The sequence below is a fragment of the Streptomyces sp. NPDC096193 genome (genome assembly GCF_040302905.1).
GTDB lineage: Bacteria > Actinomycetota > Actinomycetes > Streptomycetales > Streptomycetaceae > Streptomyces.
Genome location: NZ_JBEOSJ010000004.1, coordinates 253,949 through 272,582, shown reverse-complemented (window position 1 = coordinate 272,582; position 18,634 = coordinate 253,949). Strand labels below are relative to the sequence as shown.

Annotated in this window: 17 protein-coding genes and 1 pseudogene; 11 read left to right on the top strand and 7 right to left on the bottom strand. The window is 72.7% G+C overall.

All coding sequences use genetic code 11. From position 1 onward, the window contains the following. Positions 1 to 2 precede the first annotated feature (2 nt). The 6 genes from ABTX78_RS09065 (at position 3) to ABTX78_RS09040 (ending at position 5,526) form a co-directional block, all read left to right on the top strand. The gene (locus ABTX78_RS09065; RefSeq protein ID WP_352206130.1) at positions 3 to 818 is read left to right on the top strand and encodes an alpha/beta fold hydrolase; all 816 of its coding nucleotides are present in this window, start codon (positions 3 to 5) and stop codon (positions 816 to 818) included. After that, complete coding sequence (locus ABTX78_RS09060; RefSeq protein WP_352206129.1) at positions 815 to 1,981, top strand: glycosyltransferase; 1,167 nt, start codon at positions 815 to 817, stop codon at positions 1,979 to 1,981. The genes ABTX78_RS09065 and ABTX78_RS09060 overlap by 4 nt, the downstream gene beginning before the upstream one ends. After that, positions 1,978 to 3,840: a class I SAM-dependent methyltransferase gene (locus ABTX78_RS09055; RefSeq protein ID WP_352206128.1), complete on the top strand. Its 1,863-nt coding sequence runs from the start codon at positions 1,978 to 1,980 to the stop codon at positions 3,838 to 3,840. The genes ABTX78_RS09060 and ABTX78_RS09055 overlap by 4 nt, the downstream gene beginning before the upstream one ends. Then, on the top strand, positions 3,837 to 4,805 hold the full coding sequence (locus ABTX78_RS09050) for a galactokinase (protein ID WP_352206127.1): 969 nt from the start codon (positions 3,837 to 3,839) through the stop codon (positions 4,803 to 4,805). The genes ABTX78_RS09055 and ABTX78_RS09050 overlap by 4 nt, the downstream gene beginning before the upstream one ends. 150 nt (positions 4,806 to 4,955) lie before the next feature. Next, on the top strand, positions 4,956 to 5,222 hold the full coding sequence (locus tag ABTX78_RS09045; RefSeq protein ID WP_340477188.1) for a hypothetical protein: 267 nt from the start codon (positions 4,956 to 4,958) through the stop codon (positions 5,220 to 5,222). 148 nt (positions 5,223 to 5,370) lie between these two features. Further along, a complete protein-coding gene (locus tag ABTX78_RS09040) occupies positions 5,371 to 5,526 on the top strand; it encodes a hypothetical protein (RefSeq protein WP_352206126.1) in 156 nt (51 codons plus the stop codon). Here ABTX78_RS09040 and ABTX78_RS09035 read toward each other — a convergent pair. The 3 genes from ABTX78_RS09035 to ABTX78_RS09025 all read right to left on the bottom strand — a co-directional run bounded on the left by ABTX78_RS09035 (position 5,517) and on the right by ABTX78_RS09025 (position 7,006). Next, a complete protein-coding gene (locus tag ABTX78_RS09035; RefSeq protein ID WP_352206125.1) occupies positions 5,517 to 5,780 on the bottom strand; it encodes a hypothetical protein in 264 nt (87 codons plus the stop codon). The genes ABTX78_RS09040 and ABTX78_RS09035 overlap by 10 nt on opposite strands. A 100-nt stretch (positions 5,781 to 5,880) precedes the next feature. After that, on the bottom strand, positions 5,881 to 6,660 hold the full coding sequence (locus ABTX78_RS09030; protein WP_352206124.1) for an aminotransferase class IV: 780 nt from the start codon (positions 6,658 to 6,660) through the stop codon (positions 5,881 to 5,883). 112 nt (positions 6,661 to 6,772) lie between these two features. Beyond that, positions 6,773 to 7,006, bottom strand: coding sequence for a hypothetical protein (locus ABTX78_RS09025; protein ID WP_352206123.1), 234 nt, complete (start codon positions 7,004 to 7,006; stop codon positions 6,773 to 6,775). Between the two features lie 265 nt (positions 7,007 to 7,271). Between ABTX78_RS09025 and ABTX78_RS09020 the strand changes: the two genes are divergently transcribed. Continuing rightward, a complete protein-coding gene (locus ABTX78_RS09020) occupies positions 7,272 to 8,777 on the top strand; it encodes a metallophosphoesterase family protein (protein WP_352206122.1) in 1,506 nt (501 codons plus the stop codon). 64 nt (positions 8,778 to 8,841) lie between these two features. Next, positions 8,842 to 9,948 (top strand): DNA alkylation repair protein, encoded by a 1,107-nt coding sequence (locus tag ABTX78_RS09015; RefSeq protein ID WP_352206121.1) that lies wholly within the window; start codon positions 8,842 to 8,844, stop codon positions 9,946 to 9,948. Positions 9,949 to 10,040: 92 nt separating this feature from the next. Here ABTX78_RS09015 and ABTX78_RS09010 read toward each other — a convergent pair whose 3' ends face one another. From ABTX78_RS09010 to ABTX78_RS09000, 3 genes are all read right to left on the bottom strand, one after another. Next, positions 10,041 to 11,339 (bottom strand): CAP domain-containing protein, encoded by a 1,299-nt coding sequence (locus ABTX78_RS09010; protein ID WP_352206120.1) that lies wholly within the window; start codon positions 11,337 to 11,339, stop codon positions 10,041 to 10,043. Positions 11,340 to 11,768: 429 nt separating this feature from the next. Then, positions 11,769 to 12,650, bottom strand: a complete 882-nt coding sequence (locus tag ABTX78_RS09005) for a diacylglycerol/lipid kinase family protein (RefSeq protein WP_352206119.1) — start codon at positions 12,648 to 12,650, stop codon at positions 11,769 to 11,771. A gap of 31 nt (positions 12,651 to 12,681) precedes the next feature. Continuing rightward, a complete protein-coding gene (locus ABTX78_RS09000) occupies positions 12,682 to 14,280 on the bottom strand; it encodes an FAD-binding oxidoreductase (RefSeq protein WP_352206118.1) in 1,599 nt (532 codons plus the stop codon). Positions 14,281 to 14,348: 68 nt separating this feature from the next. Between ABTX78_RS09000 and ABTX78_RS08995 the strand changes: the two genes are divergently transcribed. Both ABTX78_RS08995 and ABTX78_RS08990 read left to right on the top strand, forming a co-directional pair. Then, complete coding sequence (locus ABTX78_RS08995) at positions 14,349 to 14,948, top strand: TetR/AcrR family transcriptional regulator (protein ID WP_352206117.1); 600 nt, start codon at positions 14,349 to 14,351, stop codon at positions 14,946 to 14,948. Next, the gene (locus ABTX78_RS08990; protein ID WP_352206116.1) at positions 14,945 to 16,522 is read left to right on the top strand and encodes a glycerol-3-phosphate dehydrogenase/oxidase; all 1,578 of its coding nucleotides are present in this window, start codon (positions 14,945 to 14,947) and stop codon (positions 16,520 to 16,522) included. The genes ABTX78_RS08995 and ABTX78_RS08990 overlap by 4 nt, the downstream gene beginning before the upstream one ends. 78 nt (positions 16,523 to 16,600) lie before the next feature. Here the strand turns inward: ABTX78_RS08990 and ABTX78_RS08985 are convergent, their stop codons facing one another. Next, on the bottom strand, positions 16,601 to 17,467 hold the full coding sequence (locus ABTX78_RS08985) for a PhzF family phenazine biosynthesis protein (RefSeq protein WP_352206291.1): 867 nt from the start codon (positions 17,465 to 17,467) through the stop codon (positions 16,601 to 16,603). Positions 17,468 to 17,601: 134 nt separating this feature from the next. Between ABTX78_RS08985 and ABTX78_RS36115 the strand changes: the two are divergent. Then, a pseudogene (locus ABTX78_RS36115) lies at positions 17,602 to 18,375 on the top strand (DUF4132 domain-containing protein); the annotation flags it as partial. Positions 18,376 to 18,634: the final 259 nt, after the last annotated feature.

Here is an 18,634-nt window from a genome sequence, read left to right as displayed (position 1 = left end):
GCATGCCCCTCGTCCACGCCAACTCCCTGCGCTTCCACGTCCACCGGCCGCCCGGCGACCGTACCGGCGCGACCGCCGTCTTCCTGCACGGCCTGGTCGTGGACAACCTCTCCAGCTTCTACGCCACCCTCGCGGTCCCCGCCGCCCAGGCCGGCCACGACATCGTCCTGTACGACCTGCGCGGCCACGGCCGCTCCGAACGCCCGCCCACCGGCTACGACATCGCCACCGCCGTGCAGGACCTGACCGCGGTGCTCACCGCCCTCGGCCTCGACGAACGTCCCGTCCACCTGATCGGCAACAGCTACGGCGGCACGATCGCCCTGCACACCGCACTCGCGCGCCCCGACCTCGTCGCCGGACTCGTCCTGGTCGAGGCCCCGCTGACCGGCCCCTGGATCGAGAACATGCTCGACACGCTGTCCGTCGCGGCCCTCGCCCTGGAAGGGAGCCAGGTCCCGAAGGAACTCTCCTCCATCGGTGCGCGCAAGGCCGCCCGGCTGACCGCCACCGCCGACGAACTCCTCAACCGCACCAGCATGATCGACGACATCGCGGCGAGCCGGCCCTTCACGCCCGACGACTTCGCCCGCGTGCACTGCCCGGTCCTCGCCGTCTGCGGTGAACACTCGGAACTCGTCCCCGGCGCACGCGAACTGGTTCACCACGCACCCGACTGCACGCTGCGCATCCTGCCGGGTCTCGGCCACGACGTCCTGCAAGGAGGCACCGACGACCTCCGGCACGCCGTGCTCGGACGACTCGCCGAAGCCGCCGGCCCGCGAGAGACACGACACGCCGACGCGGTGGTCGTATGAAGGTCCTCTTCGCCGTCCCGCCGCTGGCCGGGCACATCAACCCCACGGTGGCCGTGGCCGCCGAACTCGCCGCGCGCGGGCACCGGGTCGCCTGGACCGGCCCGGCCGAAGTCCTGCCCCGGCTGCTGCCGGCGGACGCGCGGCTCTTCCCGTCCGGAGACCGACCCGGGGCCCGCGGCTACGGCGCCCTGCACACGCACTGGCGCGATCTGCGGGGAGTCGCCGCGCTCCGCTTCCTGTGGTCGGAGGCGCTCATCCCGCTCGCGCACGCCATGGTTCCCGGAGTCGAGGCAGCGGTCGACTCCTTCGCTCCCGACGTCCTGGTCGTCGACCAGCAGGCACTCGCCGGAGCGATGGTCGCCGAGCGGCGGGGACTGCCCTGGGCGACGTCGGCGACGACCTCGGCCGAGTTCACCCGGCCCTTCGCGGGATTCCCCAAGGTGGCCGACTGGGTGAGGGACCAACTGGCCGGGTTGCTCGCGGACCGCGGGTCGCCCCCCGGCTGGGACCCCCGCTTCTCCGACCGTCTGGTCCTCGTCTTCTCCACCCTCGAACTGGTCGGTGCGCACACCTCCCACCCCGGGCACTACGCCTTCGTCGGCCCCGCCCTGAGCACTCGCCCCTCCGACGGCTCCGCCTTCCCGTGGCAACGGCTCGACCCTCTGCGGCGCCGGGTCCTGGTGTCACTCGGCACGCTCAACGGCGAGGCGGGCGGCCGGTTCTACACCGCCGTCCTCCAAGCGGCCGAACAGCTCGCCGACCGTGCGCAGGTGATCCTCGCGGCTCCGCTCGACGCCGTCGGCGCGGTTCCCGGTCACGTCCTGCACCAGGAACGCGTACCCCAACTCCCCTTGCTGCCGCACCTCGACGCCGTGGTCTCCCACGGCGGCCACAACACCGTGTGCGAGTCCCTCGCGTACGGACTGCCTCTGGTCGTCGCCCCGATCCGGGACGACCAGCCGATCGTCGCCGAGCAGGTCACCACCGCCGGGGCGGGCCTGCGCGTCCGCTTCGGCCGGCCCCGAGCGGCCGAGCTCCACGACGCCATCGCCGCCGTACTCGACAACCCCGCCCACCGCGGGGCAGCCCGCCGTATCCAGGCATCGTTCGCCGCCGCGGGCGGTGCCGCGGCCGCGGCCGACCGGTTGGAGAAACTCCTATGACACCATCCCCGACCGACCTCCCGTGGGCCGCCGTCGTCGCCCTGGCCGGGCTGACAGCGGGCACCGTGCGTGCCCGCCGAAGACTGCGCACCCTGCCCGTACTGGACCCGCTCGCATCCACGAACGGCAGCTCCCCGTCCGGTGCATGGCACCTGATCACGGCTCGCGGCGTCGACGTCGACGCCGCCACCCTGCGCGCCGCGGTCGCCCACGCCGAAGGGGCCGGCCTCCAGGTGGTCGACCTGATACCCGGCGGACTCGACACGGAACGGGCCCTGAGCCTGCTCCGCCTCCTCGACCGCAGCGCCGCACACTACGACCGCACCGCCGACGGCCGCGGAGCGGGACACGCCCTCCTCGTCGCCGACGATGTCCTGCGTCGGTCGGGGATCGACAACGGCGCCGACACCACCCGTGAACCCGCCGAACTCCACACCCTGCTGGGGCGTCTGAAGGAGTACGCCCCCGCCGGCACCGGAGTCGCCGTCGCGCCCGGTCTGACCGTCCCGCCGCCCGACCCCGCTCGCCGGGGAGCGGAGCTGCGCGCACAGGGGTTGCCCACCGGCCTGCTGACCGTCGCCCAACTGGCCGGTCTCGGGCTGCTGACGCGTGCCGCCGTCGCGGACGGCGGGTGGGGAGCCGCGGCCGCCGCCCTGTACTGGTTGCAGCCGGCCCTGGTCCTCGGCGGGCCGCGACGACCGCTGCGCCCGGCCGACCTGCTCGTCGCGACCGCGGCACGGCCCTTCAGGTCCCTGGCCTCCGCGGTCCGTACGGCCGCCGACGAGCGCTCCGGATCCGGTGCGGCCACCGCCGAACTGGAGGCGCTGCGCCCGGTCTACGCCGCCGAACTCAAGGCGGGCACCGACCGGTTCTTCGAGCCCCGGCGCCCCGACTGCCCCTGGTGCGGTTCGACCGAACTCTCGGTCCGCATCCGTGTCCCCGACCTGCTTCAGGGCAAACCGGGCCGTTTCATCCTCGAACAGTGCGGCGACTGCGGACACGTCTTCCAGAATCCCCGCCTCTCCCTGGACGGACTCGACTTCTACTACCGCGACTTCTACGAGGGCCTCGGCGTATCGGGCGCCGCCCAGGTGTTCGGCACGATGGGCCGTTCCTACCGGGCACGCGCCGCGATGCTCCGGCCGTTCGGGACTCCCACCGCATGGCTCGACGTGGGCACCGGCCACGGCCACTTCTGCGACAGCGCACGCGACGTCTGGCCCGGCACCCGCTTCGACGGCCTCGACATGAGCCCCGCGGTGCGCGAGGCGGAGGTCCGGGGCTGGGTCGCCGCCGCCCACCAGGGCCAGTTCCCCGAACTCGCCACCGGCCTCGTCGACCGCTACGACACCGTCAGCATGTTCCACTACCTCGAACACACCCGTGAACCGCTCGCCGAACTCGACGCGGCAGCGGCCGTGCTGCCCCCCGGCGGCCATCTGATCATCGAACTCCCCGACCCCGAGTCCCGGCTCTCCCGGGTGCTCGGCCCGCACTGGCTGCCGTGGTTCCAGCCCCAGCACCAGCACCTCATCCCGATCGGCAACCTCCGCAAGGCACTGGAGAGCCGCGGTTTCACGGTGCTGGCGGAAGAACACGGCGCCGCGCACCAGTCCTGCGACTTCGTCGGGGCCGTCCTGCTGACGGCGAACCGGCTGGCCCCTCACCCGTACGCCCCGTGGGGCGAGGGCAGGGCGACCCGTACCCGGCGCGTCGTCCGCACGGCCGTGCACACTGCGGCGCTGCCGTGCTTCGCCGTTGCGGCCGGTCTCGACGCCGCCCGTGCGGCGGTCGCCCGGCGCACGGAGGGCGGCAACGCGTACCGGCTGCTGGCCCGCAAGGCACCGGAGGCGGAGTGACGGACACCGAAAGCCGCACGGACACCGGCAACCGCACGGACACCGGTAACCGCACGGGCGGCGGACCGGGAACGAGGACCGTGCCGAGCGTGCCGGACATCGCGCGCCGTCACACCGCCGACCCGCTCTTCCGCCTGGTCGCCTTCGCCCTGGAATCCGCCCACGGTCGCCCGCCGACCACGGTGTGGAGCGCCCCGCACGCCTTCCACCTCGCGGCGCGCCACACCGTCGCCGCCGCCCACTGGCCGGTTGCCGCGGCCGCGGCACCGCGCGACGACGGCCTGGTGCGGCTGAGTTCGCTGGCCCACCCTGCGCAGAGCTGCGAGTTCCGGCTCACCGGGCCCTCGTCATCGCATCCCGCGTGGGCGTCCCGCAGCTACGCGCTGCTGCGCACCATGGCCCGTGCCGGATACGGCCGGGGCGGCGCCGATCTGCACATCCACTCCACGCTGACGCCGGCGACGGGGCTCTCCAGCACCGAGCCGCTGGAGTGCGCGGTGGCGCTCGCGATCGCCGAACTGCACACCCCCCGCGCCGGAACGCGCCCGCCCCGAGGGCGCCTCGCGTCCCTGGCGAGGTCGGCGTCACCGGACGGCGACGCTGCGCTGCGCGAGGCCGTCCTGTTCGGCCGTTCCGGCCGGGCGCTGGTGCTCGAAGGCGGCCGCAGACGCAGGATCGCCTTCGACCCATCTGCTCAGGGGGCCAGGCTGATGCTGCTGGTGACCCGGGGCGAGGGCCTCGGCGCCGACGATGTCCGAAGGGCGCAGGAGTGTGCCCGCCGAGCGGGAGCCCTGGCCGCGTGGCGACCGGGCCGGGGCCCCGGTCGGAGCACGCTCGTGCTGCTGCCGCAGGACCGCCTGACACCGATCCGTACGGCGGTGGCGGAGGAGTCCCGCGCCGCAGGCCTGCCGGTACCGCGCTTCCTGAACATCACGGTCGCGGGCCCGGCCCGCCGCGAGGACTGAACGGGCTGCCGCCTTTTGAGGAGTGCTGAAAGGAGGTGAGGGGAGATCAGGGGGGAGCGGAGAGTCCTCGCAGAGCTTCCCGCCACCACGGCGACCGGCCGTCCAGGTGACCCCGCCGCGATGTCAGTGGTGCCTGCCATGGTGTGAGACATGGACGAGTTGATGCGTGGCCGGGTGTACGGCGCTGACCATGATGATCCCGATCCGGGCCCCCAGCCCGGGCACGTCTATCGCGAGCTGGTCGGGGGGCCGCTGGACGGGCTGCTGCTGGATGTCACCGACTGGCCCGCGGCACAGCTGGCGGAGGGGGCCGCGCTGCCCACCGAGCTCGGTTCCTTCGGGCCCGGCGGTCGTGCGGCGTACGGACCGCGGGCCGGTGACCCACGGCGCTGGGACTGGACGGGCGACGTCCGCTGACCGCACCCCACACCACCCTGCGTCCCGGCCCCAAGCTCCCACCGGAGGGGGCGGACGGTCATCGCCGCAGGGTGGACCGTAGACTCGGTTCCCGCTTCCGGCCGCCGGCGGGAGGCGGCAAGCCGTTCGAAGGAAGGACCTCACGACCGTGAGCACCGCGGACCGATCAGACGCCCCCATCTACGCAGAGCTCGTCGACGAGCGAGGGGATGTCCCGGCCGAAGCACGCAGAACGGCCGAGCAGACGCAGCAGCAGCTCGAGCAGACGATGAACTTCCGGGCCCGGTCGCACGGCTACAGCTGAGACACTCGCCGCAGACGGACGACGGGACGCCCGCGCCGCAGCGCGTAGCGTCCGCAGCGGCGCAACTGTCCGGGCAGGCCGTTCGCCCGCTGCCCGCCGTGGGTGATGAACGCGTTCACGGGAGTCAGCGGATCGGCGCCCATGGTCCTCGCCAGCAGGACGCCGGCGGCCAGCGGCAACAGGACGCCGACCAAGGCGGCCCCGGTGACGGAGACGTGCTGGAAGCGGGGGCGGCGGGCCGCGTCAGGTGTCATGGCCGCTATTCGACCAGCTCGGAAGCGTGCGGATATCGGCTCGGATACTCAGCCGACCGCGCCCCAGGTACTCACCCCGGCCGGGCCATGACCCAGGGGGTCAGACGACATCCCAGGGCACTGCTTCGTACGCCGCCATGACGCCGGTCATGAAATCCTGGGCGACCGGGAACTCGACGTCGTCGACGCGGCCCACCGGGCTGATGCCGCGGGAGTTGGTGACGAACACGGCGCGACAGCCGGGCAGATCGCCGAGGGTGACCACTCGGCGCACCGACGGCAGCCGTGGCTCCAGCAGTGCCATCGTCATTCCCCGGAGGCAGGGCGCGTCCGGCCAGATGACGTGCTCGCCGTCCCAGAAGGCGATATTGGTGATGGCGCCCTCCGTGACCAGGCCCTCAGGGGTGGTCAGCAGCGCTTCGTCGGCGCCCCGGGCCTCGGCCTCGTCCAGCGCTCGGTTCTGCACCGCTCCGTCGAGATGCTTGATCCGGGGAGTGTGGCGGACGTACGGCACGGAGATCAGGCGCAACGGCCCGGTCGCTGCGACCTGGGGCCCCCGCACCGTGACCTTCAGCGTCGCCCGGCTGTCGCCGTCCGGCCAGTGGACGTGGACCCGCACGGACGCGTCGTCGCGCCCCGAGGCGGCGAGCGCCTGCCGGATCTCCGCCCGCACCCGCTCGCCGTCCAGGCCTGTCCGACCGAGATACTCCCGGGTCGCCGCGTCGAGACGGTCCAGATGGAGTGCCAGGCCGCGCACCCGGCCGTCTCGCACCTGCATGGCGGTGAAGTGACCGGGACCGCTCAGCACGGGCGCGGACAGGGCGGATTCGGTGGCAGGCATCCCGTCGATCTCTGTGTACGTGGTCTCTGTGCGGGTCAAGCGATCACCCTCGGCGGGGGGTCCGGCGGTTCGACGGGCGTGGCCGACGGGTCCGACACCCGCGCGCCGTGCGGAACGGCGCGGGGCGTCGGGATGCCGTGGCCAGGGCGGGTCAGTGACGCAGGAAAGCGTCTCCGTGGGTGTTCACATGTGCTTCGAGCGCGGTCAGCGCGTCCTGGGTGGCCTGCGGGCTGCCGCTGCCACGGCGCTCCGCGTAGTACGCGGCGCCGAGCTTCTTCAGCAGGTCACCGCCGGCCTTCTGCTGCTGCACATCGTCGACCTTCTGCTTGCCCTGCTGCAGCGCGGACTGCGCCTGCTCCTTGGCTCGGTCGAGGAACCCGGCCATGTCTGCCTCCTGAGGATCAGTGGTACCTACTGGCACAACGTGATCAGCACCACCCGGGTTCCGCAGTGACGTGATGTGCTGCCGTTCCACCCGAACGGACCCGCCGACGGAGCCGTCGGCCACCGGCCGGTCCGAGCCGCCGTCCGAACCGCGCACCACCGGCCGGTCCGAGCCGCGGCCCGGGCGGAGGTCCCGTCGTGGCCGTGCAGGTCCGCCCGCCGCTGATCCCTCCCACCGCACCCGCGATCGTTGTTACGGTTCGCCGATGCCTGACTCTTCGCGCGATTCGGCCGACGGCGCCGGCTGGGGTACCAAGGAACGCGGCTCGTACAAGGAGTTGATGCCGCAGCACGTCGAAAAGCTCTCCTGGCTCGACCCGAGGACGCTCTGGCCGGCCCGGAACGGCGTCCTGGCCTCGTGGTTCGGCGACCCCACCGACGAGCACCGGCAGCGCTGGGTGAAGCGCATGGCAGCCCGTGGTGCACCCGCCGACCTGGTGATCCGGCGCGACGACCCCGATCACTTCTCCTTCATGCTCATCGCCGACACCGGCGAGGGAGACGATCCGCAGTACGCGGTGGTCCCGGGCTTCCTGGCGGCGAGCCGGGGAACGCGCTTCGCCGTGCTCGCCAGCGACGTCGTCTATCCGGTCGGTAACGCCGACGAGTACGGCACGAAGTTCTTCCGTCCCTACAAGGACTATCCGGCGCCCATCTACGCCGTGCCCGGCAACCACGACTGGTACGACGACATCAACGGCTTCATGCGGGTCTTCTGCGACGCCCCGGCCCTGCCGCAGGACGCCATCCCGCGGCCGCGGCCTCTCAGCCGGGCGTGGCTGCGCTCACTGCTGTGGCGGAAACCGCGGACACCCGACGAGCAACGCCTCGCCGAAGCGCGGCAGTTGCGGTCCGCGCCGGCCCAGCAGGCCGTCCAGCCGGGTCCGTACTGGGCCGTCGACGCCGGGCCCGTGCGCGTCATAGGGATAGACACCGGCCTTCTGGGCGGGATCGACGCCGAGCAGGGCCGCTGGCTGCGTGAGGTCTCGCGGGGTGACACCCCCAAGATCCTGGTGACGGGATCGCCGCTCTATGTGGACGCCGAGCACGAGCCGTGCCCGATCGAGGGCGGCGGCACGGTCGACGACATCGTGCGGGATCCGGCGCACCACTATGTCGCCGCGATCGGCGGCGACATACACAACTACCAGCGCTACCCGGTGAACGTGGACGGCCGAATCATCCAGTACGTGGTGGCGGGCGGCGGGGGCGCGTTCATGCACGCCACGCACACCATTCCGCGGGTCTCCGTCGCCCAGGTCACCGAAAACGACTTCCGCTGCTACCCGTTGCGCGGTGACTCGCTCGCCTTCTACAGCAGGCTGTACGGCCGAAGGCTGCACATGCGGCGCTTCTTCGAGCTCAGCGAGGCGCAGGCCGCCGCGGTCGTCGCCCACCGCCTCGGCATCCGCCCGACCAGGGCCGCCGGACCCCTGCCACGCGTGACCCTCCGCACCCGAGTCGTGGCGTCCCTGCTGGGTGCCGGCAGCCGCCCCCGGCGCGCCTCGTGGCTGCGCCTCCCGGTCCGCAAGACCTACACGCAGCTGTTCTCGCCCGGCTCCGCGACGTACAGCCCTCCGTTCTTCAAGTGCTTCCTGCGACTGGACGTCACCCCGGAGGCGGTCCGTCTTCGCTGCTTCTCCGCCACCGGGAACCGGGAAGCCGAACTCGACCCGCCGGTGGAGGACGATGTGACGATCCCTCTGGCGTGACTCTCGGACCCGACCCGATCCGACCAGCCCCACCCGGCCGTGTGCCGCTCGACAGGAGAACCCCATGCCTTTCGCCGATGAACTCATCGGGCGGTCCACGGCCGAAGCTCTCACGAACGCCCTGCGGGCCGCGGCCCCCGGTGCGCCTCTCAAGGCTCTGCTCGCCGCGACCTCCGCGCTTGAACCGCTGTCGCTGCGGGAGCGGAGCGACCTGCTGCGCGACGCGCTGATCGAGGATCTGCCGGGCGACTACGCGGCGTTCGCCCAAACCGTACGAGCCGCCCGCGACGGCGGCCCCGAGTTCAGCGGTTGGCTGATCTGGCCCGTCACCAGCGCCGTCGCGGCGAAGGCGGTCGACGAAGGAACCGATGAGGCCTTCGACGACGGCCTTCGGCTGCTGGCCGAGCTGACCTCACGGCTCACCTCCGAATTCGCCATTCGCCGGCTCCTCAACCACGATCTCGACCGCGCGCTGGAAACCGTCGCGAGCTGGACGACATCGGACGATGCCCACGTACGCCGCCTCGCCTCGGAAGGAACAAGACCCTTCCTGCCCTGGTCCGCCCGCGTGCCGCGCATCCTGGCCGAACCCCGCGCGACCCTGCCCGTCATCAACGCCCTCTACCGCGACGAGAGCGAGTACGTACGGCGCTCCGTCGCCAACCATCTGAACGACCTCAGCCGCCAACAGCCCGCCCTCGTGGTCGAAACGGCGGCCGCCTGGCTCGCCGATCCGGACGGCAACACCGAACGCGTGGTCCGCCACGGGCTGCGCACCCTCGTCAAGAAGGGCCACCCCGGGGCGCTCGGTCTCCTGGGCTTCGCCCCGGCGGCCATCGAGGTGACCGGTCCCCTCCTGGCGGCCGACGGCATCGCGTTCGGCGGCACCCTCGGCTTCACCGCGTCGATCCGCAACACCGGCCCGGAGCCGGCGCGGCTGGCGGTCGACTACATCGTTCACCACCGGAAGGCCAACGGCACACAGACCGAGAAGATCTTCAAGCTCACGACGCTGACCCTCGAACCGGGCAGAAGCTTCGACATCGCCCGCGACCACTCGTTCCGCGCGATCACGACGAGGCGCTACTACCCGGGAACCCACGCGGTCGAGCTCCAGGTCAACGGCGTCCGCTCCGGCCGCGCCGAGTTCACGCTGCTGCCGCCCGGTTGAGGGGCGGCCCCGCGCACGCGGGGCACAACGCGGCGGGGGAGCGGTGGTTCCGCGCGGCATCGAAGAGCTCCGGGGGCGCTACGAGGAGTTCGTCACCGCATGCCGAAGAGCTGGGTCCAGTACGTACCCCCGGGGCCGCCGCTCGCGAAGCCGACGCCGAGGTGCGTGAAGTCCGGCTTCAGGATGTTGGCGCGGTGTCCGGGGCTGTTCATCCATCCCTGGACCACCGCGGCGGCGGACCGCTGGCCGAAGGCGATGTTCTCGCCGATGCCCCGGTGGTCGCTTCCCGCGGCGGCGGCCCGGTCCCACGGCTGGAGCCCCTCGGGGGAGGTGTGGGAGTAGAAGCCGCGCGTCGCCATGTCGGCGCTGTAGGCCTGCGCCACGCCTGCCAGGACCGGATCGGGTGCCAGCGGCGACAGCCCCGCGACGGCCCGCTCCGCGTTCGTACGGGACAGGACCTCGGCGACCGTACGGGCCAGTCCGTCCGACGTGAGGGGCCGGGCCCACAGGGCGGTCCAGTAGGTCTCGCCCCTGCCGTCCGCGGCGGAAGCCACACCGAAGTGGGTGATGTCGCGGCCCGTCACGGTGCTCCGGTCGGCGGCTCCGCCGAGGCAGTGGGAGAGCAACTCGTCCGCGGTGCGCGGACCCGAGACGAGGTGCTCGGCGAGGTCGAGATAGGCGTACCCGTGGGCGGCGACGAGTTGGTACAGCGACCGCCCGTCGGGTCCCTCGCTGCCGAGGCGGTTCTGCCGGGCCATCGCGGTGGCATGCGCCTGGGCCGCCCCCGTGAGCGCGGGAGCCCGCGTGATGGGCGGGACGCCGACGCGCTGCCGCTCGGCGTTGACGAGTGACGTGAACGCGTCCGGCGGCCCTCCCTCGGGAGCCGCGTCTGGCGCGGCCTCGGACGTGCCGTCGTCCGACACGTCGACGCCGAAGTCACGCGCCACGCCCGCGAGACCGTCCGCGTACCCCTGGCCGAGAGCACGCAGCTTCCACGCACCGCGATGGCGGTAGACCTCGGCCAGCAGCAGCACACTCTCCTGTCCCGCGGAGCGCGGGGTGAAATGGGTGAGCGTGCGGTTCGACAGGTCGGCGACCTCCAGCCGGGGGGAGGGAAGGCGGCTGAGCGGTGTGCCGGGCGAGGAGGAGCTGACGACCAGGGTGACGCGGACGGCGCCAGGGCGAAGCCCCTGCCGGTCCAGAGTGACGGTCGCCGTGCCGAGGCGGACACCGGGCGCCGACGGCTGGTTCCAGAACACGAAGTCGCCGTCGTCGCGGACTCTGCCGTCGCCACCCGTGACCAGCACGGAAAGGTCGAAGGGGCCCGGCACGCGGAAGGTGAGCGTGCCGTGCGGCAAGGGGACGTTGCCGCCCGGAACCAATTCGCTCATGATCGTCGCCTTCGCGGTGTACGTGCCCCGCAGGAGCCTTGCGGGCCCGTCGTGCACGGGCCCCGGGTCGTCTCCGCAGCGTCTCGTCAGGTTCGCGGCGACACCGTGCGGACACTTCCTGGTCCGCTCAACGGAGCACGGCCCGTCCCGGGTTCCCGGCGGGCTCAGGTCTACGGCCGGGAGGGCCGGCCCTTCGTGCCGATCCAGGTGGGGAACAGCCCGTCCAGGTCCTTGCCGTCCCGGCACAAGAAGGCCTTGGCGCGCTGACCGCGGCGGCCTGGCCCGCCGTGGCCGGGACGGCCGGCCACGAAGCGGGCCGGGGCCCGGCAACCTGCCGGAGGAGTCCGGTCACCAGCGCTCCTCGGGCGCGGCGGAGATCACTCGGATCCGGACCGGGGCGCCGATCGGCACGGAACTCTCGAGGCACGCTCAGGCCAGGACGTTCAGTGCCCCCGGCAGGACCCGCGCGGTCATCGGCAGCGTCGCGTCGACCTCGCCGTCCGCCCCGTACGGCACGGACCGGTCCGCCTCGACGCGTATCTCGGTGCCCCGGAGGATCTCCACCTGCGGGCGGCTGATGTGGGCACCCGTCTTGAGCTCGTTCATCATCGTGAAGAACAGCCGCTTCGGGGCGTGCCGGATCACCACGACGTCCAGCAGACCGTCGTCCACACGGGCGCTCGGCGCGACGAGACGCCCGAAGCCGTAGTAGCCGGAATTGGCAGCCACGACCGTGTAGCCGCGGCGCTCGTACAGCTCGCCGTCCACGGTGATGCGGTAGTTCACCGGCCGCCAGGTGACCACCGCCCGCAGCCCGCCCGCGTAGTACGAGGCGGCACCGCGCAGCAGCCGCGAGGTGTTCGCGTGGCGGTTGGCCAGGGCGTCGACGCCGGCGTACACACTGCCGAGGACGGCGATCCTGTCGTGGAACGCCGACTCGACCTCGATGGTGTCGACCTTGCGCGGGGCGCCGTTCAGCAGCACGTCCGCCAGCGCTCCGGGCTCGGTGGGCAGACCGAGCGCACGGGCGAAGTCGTTGCCCCGCCCGGCCGGTACGAGGCCGAGCACGGCGTCCGTGCCGCTCAGCGCCCCGCCCACGCACCCGGCCATGCCGTCTCCGCCGACCGCCAGGACTGTCCGGCCCCGTTCGCCGGCCGCCCGTGCCACGCTGCGGGCGTGCTCCAGGCTGTTGCTGTACTCCGTCTCCAGGTCGGCGCCCGCCTCCCGCAGCAGACGGGCGAGCGGGAGGAGGGTCGCGGCTCCGCTGGATCCTCCGGAGGCCGGGTTGACGACGGCGGTGAACTGTCGCATGCGTACGCCTTTCGGAAGGCAGGGGAGCCGGTCAGCGGAGGGGGAGGAGGACGCCGGGATTGAGGATCCCGTCGGGGTCGAGCCGAGCCTTGACGGCCTGGAGGACGTCGGTGCCCAGCGCGCCGATCTCCTGCCCGAACCAGTCGCGGTGGTCGGTTCCCACGCCGTGGTGGTGACTGATGGTGCCACCCGAGGCGAGGATCGCGTCGTTCGCGGCCCGCTTGACCGGGGTCCAGTGCGCGATCGGGTCCTGGCCCTGGGCGGACACGACGGTGAAGTACAGCGATGCCCCGGTCTCGTAGACGTGCGAGATGTGGCACATGACCAGCGGCGGGGTGCCGGCGGCGGTCAGGGTCTCGTTGAGGGCGGTGCGGACCGCGTCGTAGAGCGCGGGGATACCGGACCAGAAGGTGGCGGTCTCCAGCGTTTCGGCGAACGCGCCGGCGTCCAGCAGGGCGTCCCGCAGATAGGGAGCGGAGTAGCGTCCGTGCGCCCAGCGCTCCCCCGGCTCGGAGCCGACGAGCTCGCCCCCGCAGGCCTCCAGCACGGTCCGTGCCTGCTGCTGCCGGCCGGCGTTGTCCTCGTGGGTCCCCTCGAAGCCGACGATGGCCATGCACCCCGCGGGCGCCCCGTCGGGGCCGGAACCGCCGATGGCGTCGGGCTGGGCGAGCCCGATGAGGGTCTCGGTCTCGTCGGACAGCCTCAGCACGGTGGGCCGGGGGCCGTCCTGGGCGAGTGTGCGCAGGGCGGCGGCTCCGGCCTCGAACGTGGCGAAGCGCCACCCTTCGTAGACCCGCTCCACCGGGCGGGGGCGGATGCGCACCGTCACCGAGGTGATGACGCCGAACGCGCCCTCGGACCCGAGGACGAGCTGACGCAGATCGGGGCCGGCGGCCGAGCGCGGCGAGCGGCCGAGGTCGAGGCTGCCGCGGGGGGTGGCGACCGTGAGGCCGAGCACCATCTCGTCGAAGCGGCCGTAGCCGGCCGAGGCCTGGCCGCTGGAGCGTGCCGCGGCGAATCCGCCGATGGTGGCCCACTCGTAGGACTGCGGGAAGTGCCCCAGTGTGAACCCGCGTTCGGCGAGGAGAGCCTCGGCCTCGGGGGCGCGCAGGCCGGGCTGGAAGGTGGCGGTGCGGGAGACCTCGTCCAGTGCGAGCAGGGCGTCCATCCGGCGCAGGTCCAGGGCGACGAACGGGCCCTGGCCCTCGGGGGCGAGCCCGCCGACGACGGAGGTGCCGCCGCCGAAGGGCACGACCGCCACGCCGTTGCGGGCGCAGACCGCCAGGACGGCGACGACGTCGTCGTGACTGCCGGGCAGCAGGACCGCGGCCGGGGTGTCGTCGGTGTTGCCGGCCCGGATACGCAGCAGGTCGGTTGTCGACTTGCCGCGGGTGTGCCGGATCCGGGTCTCGGCGTCCGTCTGCAGGTGCTCCGGGCCGCCGAGCGCGTCGGCGAGTGCCTGACGGACGTCGGCGCCGAGCGGTGAGTCGGGGACCTGTATCTCCTCGAGGGCGATCGGTTCCGCGGCCCGCGGCTTCACTCCGAGGGCTGCCTGAAGGAGTTCGATGACCGAATCGGGCAGCGGTGCCGCCTTGGCCGGGTCGCCCCAGCCGCTCCACAACATGTCCACGCGGGTTTTCCTCACTGGTCGGTCCGGTGGCCGTGTCAGTCGGCCGCACTGCCGTTACACTGTGACAGATGACGCCCATTCGTCACAACCATGCGGACGGCGACGCCGTTCTCGACGCGGCCCGGGACTGTGTACTCGCGGTCGGCGTCCGCCGGACCACCCTGACCGACGTGGCCCGGCGCGCCGGCGTCTCCCGTATGACGCTCTACCGGCGCTGGCCCGACGTGCGCACGCTCGTCGGCGATCTGATGACGCGTGAGTGGATCGCCGTCGCCCAGGGCGCGCTCCCTGAGGCCGACGACTCCGCCCCGACCCGGGACCGGCTGGTCGACGGCCTTACGGCCGGAGCACAGGCGTTCCGGGCGCATCCACTGTTCCGCAAGATCATCGACGTGGATCCGGAGCTGCTCCTGCCCTATCTCCTCGACCGGCGCGGTGCCACACAGGACGCACTGCTGGAGCTGATCATCACCGCGGTCGAGGAGGGACAGGCCGACGGCTCGATCCGCCGGGACCACGCCGTCCGTCAGGCCCGCTCGCTGCTTCTCGTCGTGCAGGGATTCACGCTCTCGCTGCGCACGATGACCGACGACAGCGAACCCGACCTCACCGCCGCCGCGTTCCAGCAGGAGCTGCGGACCGTCCTGGAGAGGATGCTCGCCCCATGAGCCCCACCCCCGACACCTTCCCTTCCTCCCTCAACGCCGCACGGCGCGCTCGGGAGTTGGCCGAGCTCACCGACGGCCCCACGGTTGACGTTCTGGTCGTCGGACTCGGCGCGACCGGCGCCGGAGCCGCGCTCGACGCTGCCGCCCGGGGGCTTTCCGTTGCGGCGATCGACGCCCACGACCTCGCTTTCGGCACCTCCCGCTGGAGTTCGAAGCTGATCCACGGCGGGCTGCGCTACCTCGCCACGGGCCAGCTCGACGTCGCCCACGAGAGCGCCGTCGAACGCGGCATCCTGATGGAACGCACCGCGCCGCACCTCGTACGCCCACTGCCCTTCGTCCTTCCCCTGACACCGCTCGTGGGGCGGACCCAGGCCGCCATCACCCGGATCGGTCTGCGCGCGGGCGACGTCCTTCGCGCGTCCGCCCGCACCTCGCGTGCCACGCTGCCGGCCCCGCGCTCCCTGTCCGCGCGGGAGACCCGGCACCTGGCACCCGGCCTCCGCTCGACGGGGCTGCGCGGCGGCCTCCTGTCGTGGGACGGCCAACTGAGCGACGACGCACGCCTGGTGACGGCGATCGCCCGTACGGCGGCGGCGCACGGCGCCCGTATCCTGACCCGGGTCCGTGCGCTGGAAGTCGGTGACTCCGTCGCCCGGATACGGGACGAGCTCACCGGCGAGGAAGGATTCGTCCGGGCGCGCGCCGTGATCAACGCAACGGGCGTATGGGCGGGCGGCCTTGTGGAGGACATCCGTCTGCGCCCGTCGCGCGGGACGCATCTGGTCCTGCGCGCCGAGGCTCTGGGCGGTCTGTCGTCCGGTCTGCACATCCCGGTCCCGGGAGAGTCCAACCGCTTCGTGCTGGTGCTGCCGCAGGGCGACGGCAGGGTCTATGTCGGTCTCACCGACGAGCCGGTGGACGGCGACATCCCCGATGTCCCCGAGGTGCCCGAGTCCGACATCGGGTTCCTGCTCGACGTGCTCGGTTCGGCGCTGTCGGCACCGCTGCCCCGGTCGGCGGTCGTGGGCGCGTTCGCCGGACTGCGGCCCCTGCTGACCGCGGGCAGCGGGACGCAGGAGCGCACGTCCGACATCTCACGCCGGCACGCCGTGCTCAGCTCCCGGGACGGTGTCGTCACCGTCGTCGGCGGCAAACTCACCACCTACCGGCGCATGGCCGAGGACGCGGTGGACCACGCCGTGAAGACGCGCGGACTCGCCGCCGGCCCGTGCCGGACGGCCACGCTGCCGTTGGTGGGGGCCGCTTCACCGGACGCCCTCGCCGCCCTGGACGCCCCCCGCCGCCTGGTCGAGCGGTACGGCACCGAGGCCTCCGCCGTCCACGCCCTCGGCGCCGCCGACCCGGCCCTGCGGGAGCCGGTGGTCGCCGGCCATCCGGTCACCGGAGCCGAACTCGTGTGGGCCGTGCGGCACGAGGGCGCGCTCGACGAGTCCGACGTCCTCGACCGCCGCACCCGCGTCGGACTCGTCCCGCAGGACCGGGAATCGGCGATGGACGCGGCACGCTCGGCGCTGTTCGCCGGGTCGCCCGGCGGGGGTGGGAGCGACTGACCGCGGGGCGGTGGGCCGGGGACCGTCGCTGGTCGAGCGATCGGCGTGCCTTCCCGGGCCCCCGCCTTCGCCGCCCGGTCAGGCGATCCGCGTGCCCGCCCCCGACACCCGTACCCGCTCGTCGCCTTCGCGCAGTTCCACTGTCAGAACCCCGGGACGGCCCAGATCCTCGCCCTGGTGAAGGGTGAGCACCGACGAGGCGGGGACCAGGCCCACTTCGCGGGCGTACGCGCCGAAGGCGCCGGCGGCCGCGCCCGTGGCCGGGTCCTCGACCACGCCGCCCACCGGGAACGGGTCGCGGACATGGAAGACGCTCTCCGACTCCCGCCACACCAGGTGCACCGTCGTCAGATCGAGGCGGTGCATCAGGGCTTCGAGACGTTCGAAGTCGTAGTCCAGATCCGCCAGCCGCTCGCGGGTCGCGGCCCCCAGTACGAGATGACGCGCGCCGGCGAAGGCGATACGGGGCGGCATCGCGGGATCCAGATCGCCGGCCGGCCAGTCGAGCGCGGCGAGAGCCTCGTCGAGATCGGCGGTCGCTATCTCCTCGGAGTGCGGTTCGACCGTGGTGAGCGTCGCCCGCAACGAGCCGCCCACCTCGCTCACGGTCACCTGCACCGTACCCGCGCGTGTCGCGAAGACCAGGTCGCCGGTGCCGATGCGCTCGCCGAGAGCGACGGCCGTGGCCACGGTGGCGTGTCCGCAGAACGGCACTTCGGCCTGCGGGCTGAAGTAGCGGATGGTGAACGCACGGCCGCTCTCGCCACCGAGCCCCTCCGGCGCCGGGGTGAGGAACGCGGATTCGCTGTACCCGAGCTCCGCGGCGATGGACAGCATCTCCGCGTCGCCGAGCCGTGCCGCGTCGAGGACGACACCCGCAGGATTGCCACCCCTCGGATCCTCGGAGAAGGCGGTGTAGCGCAGGACCTCTTGCTTCGTCGTCATGACGGGCGCAACGCCGGACGGCCGGGGGTTGTTCCTGCCGGCGGATGCGCAGGTGAACGGCCGGATCCGGCCGCGGTCGGCGACAGCCTTCCGCTCGCGGTCCGTTGTCAGTGCCACCCCCTGATCTCCTCGGCATGGCACGGGTGACATCGTCGACGAGACGACATCGGGCAGCCGCAGTGACGGCTGGGGACTGGTATCGAGAGCGAGTCCGCCCTTGCCGAACTGGCCCGGCTCGCCACCCGCGTGACCTACAAGGGCACACCCTGAAGCTGATCGACGCGGCACTGGAGACACGGACCGCCGCGCTCGGTCTGAGCCGTGACGAGATCGAGGAACTCGCCGTACCCGCCTACGGGTTGACCGACGTGGGCCGGGTGGTGCCCCACCTGGGGGAGTGCACCGCGGAGCTCACCGTGACCGGGGGCCGGGCCCGCGTGACCTGGCTGAACGCCGCGGGCAAGCAGGTCAAGGCGCCGCCCGCCGCGGTGCGGCGCGACCACGCCGACGAGCTGAAGGACCTCAAGGGCACGGCCAAGGACATCGACAAGATGCTCGGCGCCCAGTCCGAGCGGCTGGACCGGCAGCTCCTGGCCCGCAGGTCATGGCCGTACCGGGCCTGGCGCGAGCGGTATCTCGACCATCCGCTCGTCGGCACCCTCGCGCGCCGTCTGCTGTGGACCGTCGACGGCACGACGTGCGGATAGCTGCGCGGCCAGGACGACGAGCCGGTCACCGACGGCACCGGCGTCGAGCTGTGGCACCCCGTCGGCAAGGATGCCGCGGACGTGGTCCGATGGCGGCTCTGGCTCGAACGGCACGCGATCACCCAGCCGTTCAAGCAGGCACACCGCGAGGTCTATCCACTCACCGACGCCGAGCGGACCACGGGGACGTACAGCAACCGCTTCGCGGGGCACATCCTGCGCCAGCACCAGTTCCACTCGCTCGCGGCCGTCAGAGGCTGGACGAACAGGCTCAGACTCTGCGTGGACGACTCCTACACCCCCGCCTACCGTGAGCTTCCCCAGTGGGGGCTGCGCGCCGAGTACTGGATCGACGGCGAGGGCGAGGGCTGGGGCCCGGGCGAGACCACCGAGTCCGGCAGCTACCTGCGGCTGGCCACCGACCAGGTCCGCTTCTATCCGATCGACGCCCCGCACAACT